The 7768-nt window shown below is 62.0% G+C and carries 8 protein-coding genes, 2 pseudogenes and 1 other annotated feature; of the genes and pseudogenes, 4 read left to right on the forward strand and 6 right to left on the reverse strand.

The window, feature by feature from the left end:
• The first annotated feature begins 111 nt into the window (after positions 1–111).
• Positions 112–1452 (forward strand): IS1380 family transposase, encoded by a 1341-nt coding sequence (locus tag DDF70_RS34525; protein WP_114946107.1) that lies wholly within the window; start codon positions 112–114, stop codon positions 1450–1452.
• A 62-nt stretch (positions 1453–1514) separates the two neighbouring features.
• Here the strand turns inward: DDF70_RS34525 and DDF70_RS37280 are convergent, their stop codons facing one another.
• The 5 genes and pseudogenes from DDF70_RS37280 to DDF70_RS34545 all read right to left on the reverse strand — a co-directional run bounded on the left by DDF70_RS37280 (position 1515) and on the right by DDF70_RS34545 (position 5717).
• Positions 1515–1829 (reverse strand): hypothetical protein, encoded by a 315-nt coding sequence (locus DDF70_RS37280; RefSeq protein WP_162820885.1) that lies wholly within the window; start codon positions 1827–1829, stop codon positions 1515–1517.
• A gap of 45 nt (positions 1830–1874) precedes the next feature.
• Entirely contained in the window at positions 1875–2408 is a 534-nt protein-coding gene (locus DDF70_RS34530; RefSeq protein WP_162820886.1) for an IS630 family transposase, read from the reverse strand.
• Positions 2409–2773: 365 nt separating this feature from the next.
• Positions 2774–3100 (reverse strand): reverse transcriptase domain-containing protein, encoded by a 327-nt coding sequence (locus DDF70_RS38535; protein WP_245435772.1) that lies wholly within the window; start codon positions 3098–3100, stop codon positions 2774–2776.
• A gap of 82 nt (positions 3101–3182) precedes the next feature.
• Positions 3183–3914: pseudogene (locus DDF70_RS39115) on the reverse strand (reverse transcriptase domain-containing protein); the annotation flags it as partial.
• 1212 nt (positions 3915–5126) lie between these two features.
• Entirely contained in the window at positions 5127–5717 is a 591-nt protein-coding gene (locus tag DDF70_RS34545) for a hypothetical protein (protein WP_245435773.1), read from the reverse strand.
• A gap of 138 nt (positions 5718–5855) precedes the next feature.
• On the opposite strand from DDF70_RS34545, the gene DDF70_RS39475 reads away from it, so the two are divergent.
• The gene (locus DDF70_RS39475) at positions 5856–5969 is read left to right on the forward strand and encodes a transposase (protein WP_483466659.1); all 114 of its coding nucleotides are present in this window, start codon (positions 5856–5858) and stop codon (positions 5967–5969) included.
• A 66-nt stretch (positions 5970–6035) separates the two neighbouring features.
• Positions 6036–7008: pseudogene (locus tag DDF70_RS34555) on the forward strand (IS3 family transposase); the annotation flags it as partial.
• Positions 6065–6181 (forward strand) — a sequence feature (AL1L pseudoknot). (Overlaps the previous pseudogene by 117 nt.)
• Positions 7009–7184: 176 nt before the next feature.
• Here DDF70_RS34555 and DDF70_RS34560 read toward each other — a convergent pair.
• Positions 7185–7454, reverse strand: a complete 270-nt coding sequence (locus tag DDF70_RS34560) for a hypothetical protein (RefSeq protein ID WP_114948756.1) — start codon at positions 7452–7454, stop codon at positions 7185–7187.
• Between the two features lie 111 nt (positions 7455–7565).
• Here DDF70_RS34560 and DDF70_RS37710 point away from each other — a divergent pair.
• Positions 7566–7768 (forward strand): hypothetical protein (locus tag DDF70_RS37710; protein WP_205772561.1); only part of this gene is annotated, 203 nt, incomplete at its 3' end.

The raw sequence follows: 7768 nt of genomic DNA on the forward strand, positions 1-7768 counted from the left end.
CTAGCCCGGAAAATTCATGGAGGGTTGGCGGGTGTAGCTCAAGCCCCTGAGATGACTTAGGATTTGGTTGTCGAAGCCGATCCGCGTCATTTCTGGGAGAACCCACCCGCCATGAACCACTCTACGCTTCCACTACCGGGCCTGTCACCTGTTACCGGCAAAACCGTACTGGCTCGGTTCGACGGCGGCCTGCTGTCCTCCGACGCCGGAGTTCTCGCCCTGCGCGAGGTGGAGAAGCGTTTGGGTGTCGCCGAGCGGCTCGCCGCGTGCATCGATGACCCACGCTCTCAGGATCAGGTCATTCATCGCCTGGCCGATCTGATCCGCTTCCGGCTGTTGATGATCGCTGCCGGTTATGAGGATTGCAACGACGCCATCAGCCTGCGCTCCGACCCGATCTTCAAGATGGCGCAGGACGTGCTGCCATCGGATCGCCATCTCGCCTCACAGCCGACGCTCTCGCGCCTGGAGAATATGCCCGATGCGCGGTCGCTGCTGCGTATGGGACGCACGATGATCGATCTGTACTGCGCTTCGTTCGGACAGGTGCCGAAGCAGATCGTGCTCGACCTCGACGACACTTTCGATGCCGTTCACGGCGACCAGCAGCTGCGGCTGTTCAATGCCCATTACGACGAATACGGCTTTCAGCCCATAGTCGTGTTCGACGGTGAGGGCCGCTTCATCACGGCCGTGCTGCGGCCGGCCCGTCGGCCCAAGGGCAGCGAGATCCGGGCTCATCTGCGCCGGCTCATCCGGGCGATCCGAACCCACTGGCCCACCACCCGCATCCTGATCCGGGCTGACAGCCATTACTGCGGTCCGCTGGTGATCGATTGGTGCCGAGCCAACGGCGTTGACTTCATCCTCGGAGTGGCCTCAACCTCGACCCTGCGCCGGCACGTTGCGGGTCTGGAGGCGAGCGCCAAGGCGCGCTTTGCCGCGGCTCCTCGGAAAGGCAAGGTGCGGCGCTTCACGGAGTTCTTCGACGGTGCTGCAAGCTGGAGCCGGGTCGAGCGCATCATCGCTCGTGTCGAAGCGGGCGCGCAGGGCAGCGACACGCGGTTCATCGTCACCAATCTCACTGGCGGCAAAGCCAGAACGCTCTATGAGCGGATCTACTGTCGGCGCGGCACGGCGGAAAACCACATCAAGGCCTGGAAAGCCCACCTGGCGGCCGACCGCACGTCCTGCTCCCGAGCGACGGCGAACCAATTCCGGCTGTTCCTGCATGCCGGCGCCTATTGGCTGATGTGGGTCCTGCGGGCGAGGATGCCGAAGCGCTCGCTCTGGCGCATCGCGCAATTCGACACCTTGCGGCTGCGCCTGATCAAGATCGCCGCCCGGGTGGTTGAACGGAAGACCCAGATCCAGCTGCACTTGCCGAGCGCCTGTCCTGACCAGACGATCCTGCGCGTGGTTCTCGGCCGTCTGCCGCGCCTCGTCACCTGATCAATGGGGCGCACACGCCCCTGACCCGAGCCCTGTCCCGTCCACCTGCAAACCCGCCGCTCTCATCCGCCAAGCCGAATCCTTGGAGGTGGTGAAGACATGCCTGAAAGCCCGTCAAAGCTACCAGTAAGGCTCGCAAAGCCAACCTCAGAAGGGTCGCCGTGAATTAATCGGGTTAGGTGAGCCCGCCCTTCGAACAGATGGTCCACGCCGTACTTTTCGAACGGATTTGAACTCGCCAAACCGAGAAGAATCCATGCGAAGCCCCGATGCCTTTCATACAGCGTGAGGACTTCACGAGGATCGGAAATGTCCTCGTCCGCATAATTCGGGATTTCCAGCTCGGCTGACACTTGCACCACCTTGATGATGTGCAAGTGATGCCACGGACTGCTTCATGAATCCCGAAAGCGCTTTCGGTCTCAGTGTAGGGCATAGCCGGCGTGCCTGATCCAGCCTCTGGCATTTTGGGCCGTGATGGACCCGAGAGCCGGTTTGAGTTCTGCCTCGAGCGCCTCCAGGCTGCGGGGCGCTTTGGCCTTGAGCCGCTCTTTCATCTTGGCCCAGGCCTGCTCAATCGGGTTGAACTCCGGGGAATAGCGCGGGAGGTACAGCAGTCCAATCCCAGCCTGATCGAGCAGGTCCCGCACTTCTGTGGCGTGATGCGGGCGCAGGTTATCCATCACCAGAATGGCATCCGGCTTGGTGCGTTTGAGAGCCGGCACCAGCACCTGTTCGAGATAGGCCAGCAGCACGGGCGTCGAGCTCGAGGCCTCGATGCTCATCGTGGCAATCAGGCCCTCACAGGCGAGCGCCCCCAACAACGTCAGCCGCTGCCACGAGCCGAGCGGGATCGAGCCATAGGCGCGCTGCCCGCGTGGGGCTCGGGCATGGGTCTGGGCCATCTTGGTGGTGACGCCGCTTTGTAGGGTGGGTAGGGCCTTACAACCTTTCACCGGGTCACCGGAGGCAGTCACCCGCCCCGGTTCCCACAGAACGTGGCGTGCGGAGCTACCGCACCACGCTCTTCGGCAGTTGGTTCACAGCACTGCAAGTGCCTGCAGTTCCCGATGTGGGAGCCGCAGTTTGGGTCGCAGGAGCGGGTTCCGTTCTTTGATCTGGTTGAAAGTGCTCCAACTGAGGCGCCCGCTATCACGGCTGCGGCTGCCCAGCATTCTGCGCCAGTAACGCTCCACGCCCTAGTACACCTTGATCAGCGACCGGAGATTTCCCGGGACGCCGTAATAGGCATAGTGGCCGCGCAGGACGCGGTTTATGTCCGCGACCTGATCACTGATAGCATCATGCCGGACTCGCCGCATCAGCTCCCCAGAGACAGAAGGCTGCGCTTGAGCCGAGATTTCTCGGTGCGCATCCCAACCTTGAAGTTGCCTTTTCGGTTACGCGTGCAGTACAGCGTCAGGCCCAGAAAGCAGATCGTTTCCGGGCGGTTCCTGCCGCGCTTGTCCGCATGTCGCTGCGCGAACCGGCCAAACTCAACCAACTTGGTCTTGGTCGGCTCCAAGGTGAGGCTGAACTTCCCCAACCGGTGACGCAGGGCGTCTGCGACACGCAGCGCATCCTCGCGATCTTGGAAGCAGATCACAAAATCGTCGATGTAGCGCACCAGCCGGGCTTCGCCCCGCAACCGGACCCTCACCGCGCTCGAACCAGAGGTCAAGCACATAGTGCAGGTAGAGGTTGCTCAACAGCACACTGATCGACCCACCTTGTGGAGTTCCTTCGTCGCTTGGATGGACCGCTCCATCTTCCATGACGCCCGCCTTCAACCAGCGCCAGATCAAGCTGATCAGGCGCGGATCCCCGACGCGATGTTCGACGAACCGGAGCATCCATTCATGGGACAGGCTCCCGAAAAAGTTCTTCAGGTCCGCCTCCAGCACCCAACTGATCTTGCCGCCTGCGATGACCTCGGTGAGGGTCGCCAGGGCATGATGAGCACTCAGCCCAGGCCGCCCGCCAAACGAACAGGGCAAGAAGTCCTGCTCGTAGATAGCGGACAGCACCTCGGCTGCACTGCGCTGGAGGGCCCGGTCCGAGATCGTTGGCACGCCCAGGGGGCGCTTCTCCGTCTTTCCGGGCTTGGGGATGTAAACGCGCCGGACTGCCGGCGCGCGATATCCTTGGCGGTGAATGGATTGGAGCATCGGCTCGATCCACTCCCCAAAGCTCTCCTTCGCCGCCGTCGCCGTCTGACCATCCACCCCGGCGGCCGAGCGCTGCGGAATCCTCAACAGATTCCTCTGCACCCGGTCGGGCGTGATATGATGGGCAAGCGACGTAAAGCGGAGTTTCGGCTCACACCGAGCTTTCGCTGCTATACGTTCAAGTTCCGTTTCCATGGTCAGCTCATCTTCTCTTTGAAGAGAAGGCTGTGACTCCCGTTGAATGGAGCCCATGTTGCCCAAGACCATTTCACCTGCCGCTGACCGCTTCCCCATGTGGCCGGCTCTCCCGTCCTCGGAGTACTATCAGTCAGTCTGACTTCCACCCAGTCATCAGGCCCTTCTCACCTCATCGGCTTGGCAGGTCCTACAAGCTTGCGCTTGAACCGGATGGATCTCCCTTGTTTACGTCAATGCCTTCGGTTGCATGCTGGCGGTACGAACCCCGAGAGCACCTCAGACCGCTAGCGAAAGCGCGGCCTTCGATTCCGCCTTCCCCTTAGAGAGACAGGGTCGGCTACTCCGATCACGTTCGATTTCGGGGCTATATTCCCGTTCACTTCATTCCGGCCTACAACCTCCCTGTCTACGCTTCGCAACGGCCGTTACCGGACGCCACGCAAGACTCGGTTCGCGGCTGCTCGCTAGGCTTTGCCGCGGCCGCCAGCTCAGACGGCAGACTTCAACGCGCTTGCAAGGCGCAACCCTCTCCAAACCGGATATGAGTCTTTCGATCTCGTCCGGCTTTCCAGTGTCCTTTTCCTCCGTTGTCGGAACAATCGGAATAGACGGTCCGTAATATTTCGGCGCTTGCCATCCCGGCTACCTTACATGCAGGACTGTCAGACACCTGCGGTCCTTCGCCCTGTGGACGGCTTTCCCGTCCTCCGACTACTACGACCGCTCCGTCGCCATGGGCCTCGCGGCCCGAAGGCGATCCCGTGTTCGTACGAGTCGAACGTGTTAGCGCGACTTAGGTCCTCCGTTCGTCCCCTTGAACAGCCTCATTGGCCGTCGTTCGGCAGGGGGAGTTTCAGGCCGCGAAACGTAAACCGTCCTATCCTGCCGACCGTGCCCTGACATGCCGTGGCGCGGGATGTGCGGTTCCATCGCTGGTGACTAGGGTTCAAGCAATCCAGCCTTGACCTTATCGCGCGGGCCTTGCGGGGCGTTGGGTCTGGCATGTTCGCCCAGCCCCCGTTTTACCACCATGCTCTTGTCCCGTAAGGCTTTCGCCATCCGGTCAGGTGGTTGACCCAGAAGCACTTCTCCCGGCTCCTCTCATCTTGGATGAGGATTCGACTCGCCGTTTTGCACGGCGCACACTCTCGCGTCATACGGCTCCCGATGTTCGGCCATTGGCGCCGCCGGCGCAACCGTTTGAATTTGTTGCAGGCCCAGCGGATCAGGAAGGCATCGATGCGATGCAAAGTCCAAGTCAGTGCCGACTTGTAGAAGTGACTGTACCTGTTGCCTCACCGAAGAATGTTACCGGGCGCTGTGATGGAACGAACGATCTCTCCTTCGGGTGGCTGAAGGGTTGGCGTGCGCCCGCTTGATCCAGTCTCCGTCGAGGATGATCCGTCCCATCACGTCAGCCCGCCAAGCCTTCACGACCCGTTGCACCATCCTCAGGCTCCTCGTCCGGAAGTGCGACGGATCAACATCCATGAGACGCTGGAGCACCGTTGCCGCCGGGATCGCGGGCTCGGCCTCAAGCCACGCTTTGATCTGAGACTCATACGGCTCAAACATGCTCGGCCGCTTCGGATATGGCTTGGTGCGCCGATACGGCCGTCGGTGCGTCGGTCGCGTCTCGCCGGCCCGCCAGGCCGTCTTCAAGCTCGCCGCGAAGCGCTGAAGATCAATGGCGACCGGTTCCTCAGGCGTGCTGTTCAGGCCACGACGATCAACCCGCTTCCCGAGCTCTTCCTGGGCCACACGAATCCCGGTGAACAGCATCACCGGATCCGATGCTTCTATCAGATCCCGTAGCCGCTCTTTGTCTGCCTCGCTCACACCGGGATGAGCCAGCACGCGGGCGGCAGGCGAAACCGGCGCATGATAGCGCTTGATCACACGAGCTCCGATCCGCGTCTTCTCCTGTAGCTTGAACGATGGCTGGAACAGATTGCCGTGCAGACGCACCACTGCGTACAGGCGGGCTGGACTTGCTCCGAAAAGCTGGAGAGCCGCTGATGAAGCAGGAGGATCTCCATGCCCCACACACGCTTTACGAGAGAGTTTCGGGATGAGGCGGTGCGGCTCGCCCTGACCAGCGGCCGCAGCCGGCGCGCGATTGCCGCGGATCTCGGGGTCGGCCTGTTGTGAACCGCACCGGGATTCCCGGAGGCTCCAACTCCTGACCGGATGGAGCCATGACGAAGCGAACACCCCCGTGCCAACGAGATCCTGCGCAAGGCCAGCGCGTATTTTGCCCAGGCGGAGCTCGACCGCCGCTTCAAGCCATGAAGGCGTTCATCGACGAGCATCGTGAGGTTTACGGGGTCGAGCCGATCTGCCGTGTGCTGCCGATCGCCCCGTCGACCTACCATGAGCACGCCGCCCGCAAGGCCCATCCCGACCGCCGACCGGCCCGGGAGCGCCGGGACGCCGACCTCAGCCAGGAGATCCGCCGGGTCTTCGCGGCCAACTTCGGCGTCTCTGGCGTGCGCAAGGTCTGGCGCCAGCTGCCGCGCGAGGGCATCGAGGTGGCGCGCTGCACGGTCGCCCGGCTGATGCGGCAGTTGGGCCTCCAAGGGGTGGTGCGCGGCAGAAGCATTAGGACCACCGTCAGCGACGCTGCCGCCCCTTGCCCGCGCGATCGGGTCAACCGGCAGTTCAAGGCGCCGCGGCCGAACGCCTTGTGGGTGAGTGACTTCACCGATGTGGCGACCTGGTCGGGCTTTGTCTCTGTGGCCTTCGTGATCGACGCCTTCGCTCGCAGGATCGTGGGTTGGCGGGTGTCGCGTTCGGCCCGGGCCGAGTTCGTGCTCGATGCTCTCGAGCAAGCTCTCCATGACCGGCAGCCCTGGCGAGCCAACCTCATTCACCACTCCGACAGGGGAGTTCAAGACGTGTCACTGAAGTACACCGAGCGCCTCGCCGAGGCGGGGATTGAGCCATCCGTCGGCAGTGTCGGCGACGCGTACGACAATGCCTTGGCGGAAACCGTCATCGGCCTGTTAAGACCGAGGTGATCCATCGGTGCGGTCCGTGGCGCTCGTTTGAGGCCGTCGAGTTTGCCACCCTCGAGTGGGTCGACTGGTTCAACAACCGGCGCCTGCTCGAGCCCATCGGCAGCATTCCGCCCGCCGAGGCGGAAGCCGCTTATCATGCCCAGCTTGAGCTCACGCCGATGGCCGCATAGAATCCAAGCCAACTAGCCTCCGGAAAATCCGGCGCGGTTCAACTCCTAAACTGTGCCTCGCTGTCAGCTGTAGGGGCAAAGGGGGCGAGACCATGGCCAGCAAGGGCTGAACACTTCCTTAATCCCGCTCGGATCGTCCAAATGTCAGAATCAATGTTTAAAGTAAGGCTCAGATCTCAATATCCACGTCGTTTGGACTGTGGCTTTGCCATCATCTGCCGCATCGCTTCCTCTGCCCGAGCCCGGGCCTCAGCGTTGTTACTGAGGTCGCGGACCTCCGATGCTTCCTCCTCTTGATTGATACCGTTCTTGCGTGCGCGCCACTGCTTTGCTTGGGCGGCAGTGGCAGCGGCATTGGCCAGCTGCTCCAGTCGATCCAGCTGCGGTGTGCTGGCCTTTGCATCTGTTTCAGGTTGATCGTCCTCTCGCTCGGAGCGCTCTGTCATCAATTCGCATCCTTAGGCTCGGCATAGTCCGCTATGCTATGCAGTTACACGCGTCTATGTCATGGGGAATAGGTTAACTCCGTCTTAACCATAAAGGCCCGACGTAAGCCGATGCGAAAGATCCATCACGGCTTCATAGCGATCCTCATCCTCGCGGGTCCGGCCGGCCTTATTCTTGCCCATGAAAAGCTCACTCGAACGCCCGCCCAGGAGGTCTTTGAATCGTTCGATCCGCCACCGGCTCTTCGGCAGGCCTACACTCAATGTGCGGAGGCTCCGAAGCAGCAGCGCTCAACCCGATGCGACCAGTATGT

Origin of the sequence: Microvirga calopogonii, from assembly GCF_003347665.1 — a bacterium.
GTDB lineage: Bacteria > Pseudomonadota > Alphaproteobacteria > Rhizobiales > Beijerinckiaceae > Microvirga > Microvirga calopogonii.

Bases quoted from the DNA above. Each gene is read 5' to 3' on its own strand.
- DDF70_RS34525 (WP_114946107.1), top strand. From the start codon at position 112: ATGAACCACTCTACGCTTCCACTACCGGGCCTGTCACCTGTTACCGGC.
- DDF70_RS39475 (WP_483466659.1), top strand. From the start codon at position 5,856: ATGCCCCACACACGCTTTACGAGAGAGTTTCGGGATGAGGCGGTGCGG.
- DDF70_RS34560 (WP_114948756.1), bottom strand. From the start codon at position 7,454: ATGACAGAGCGCTCCGAGCGAGAGGACGATCAACCTGAAACAGATGCA.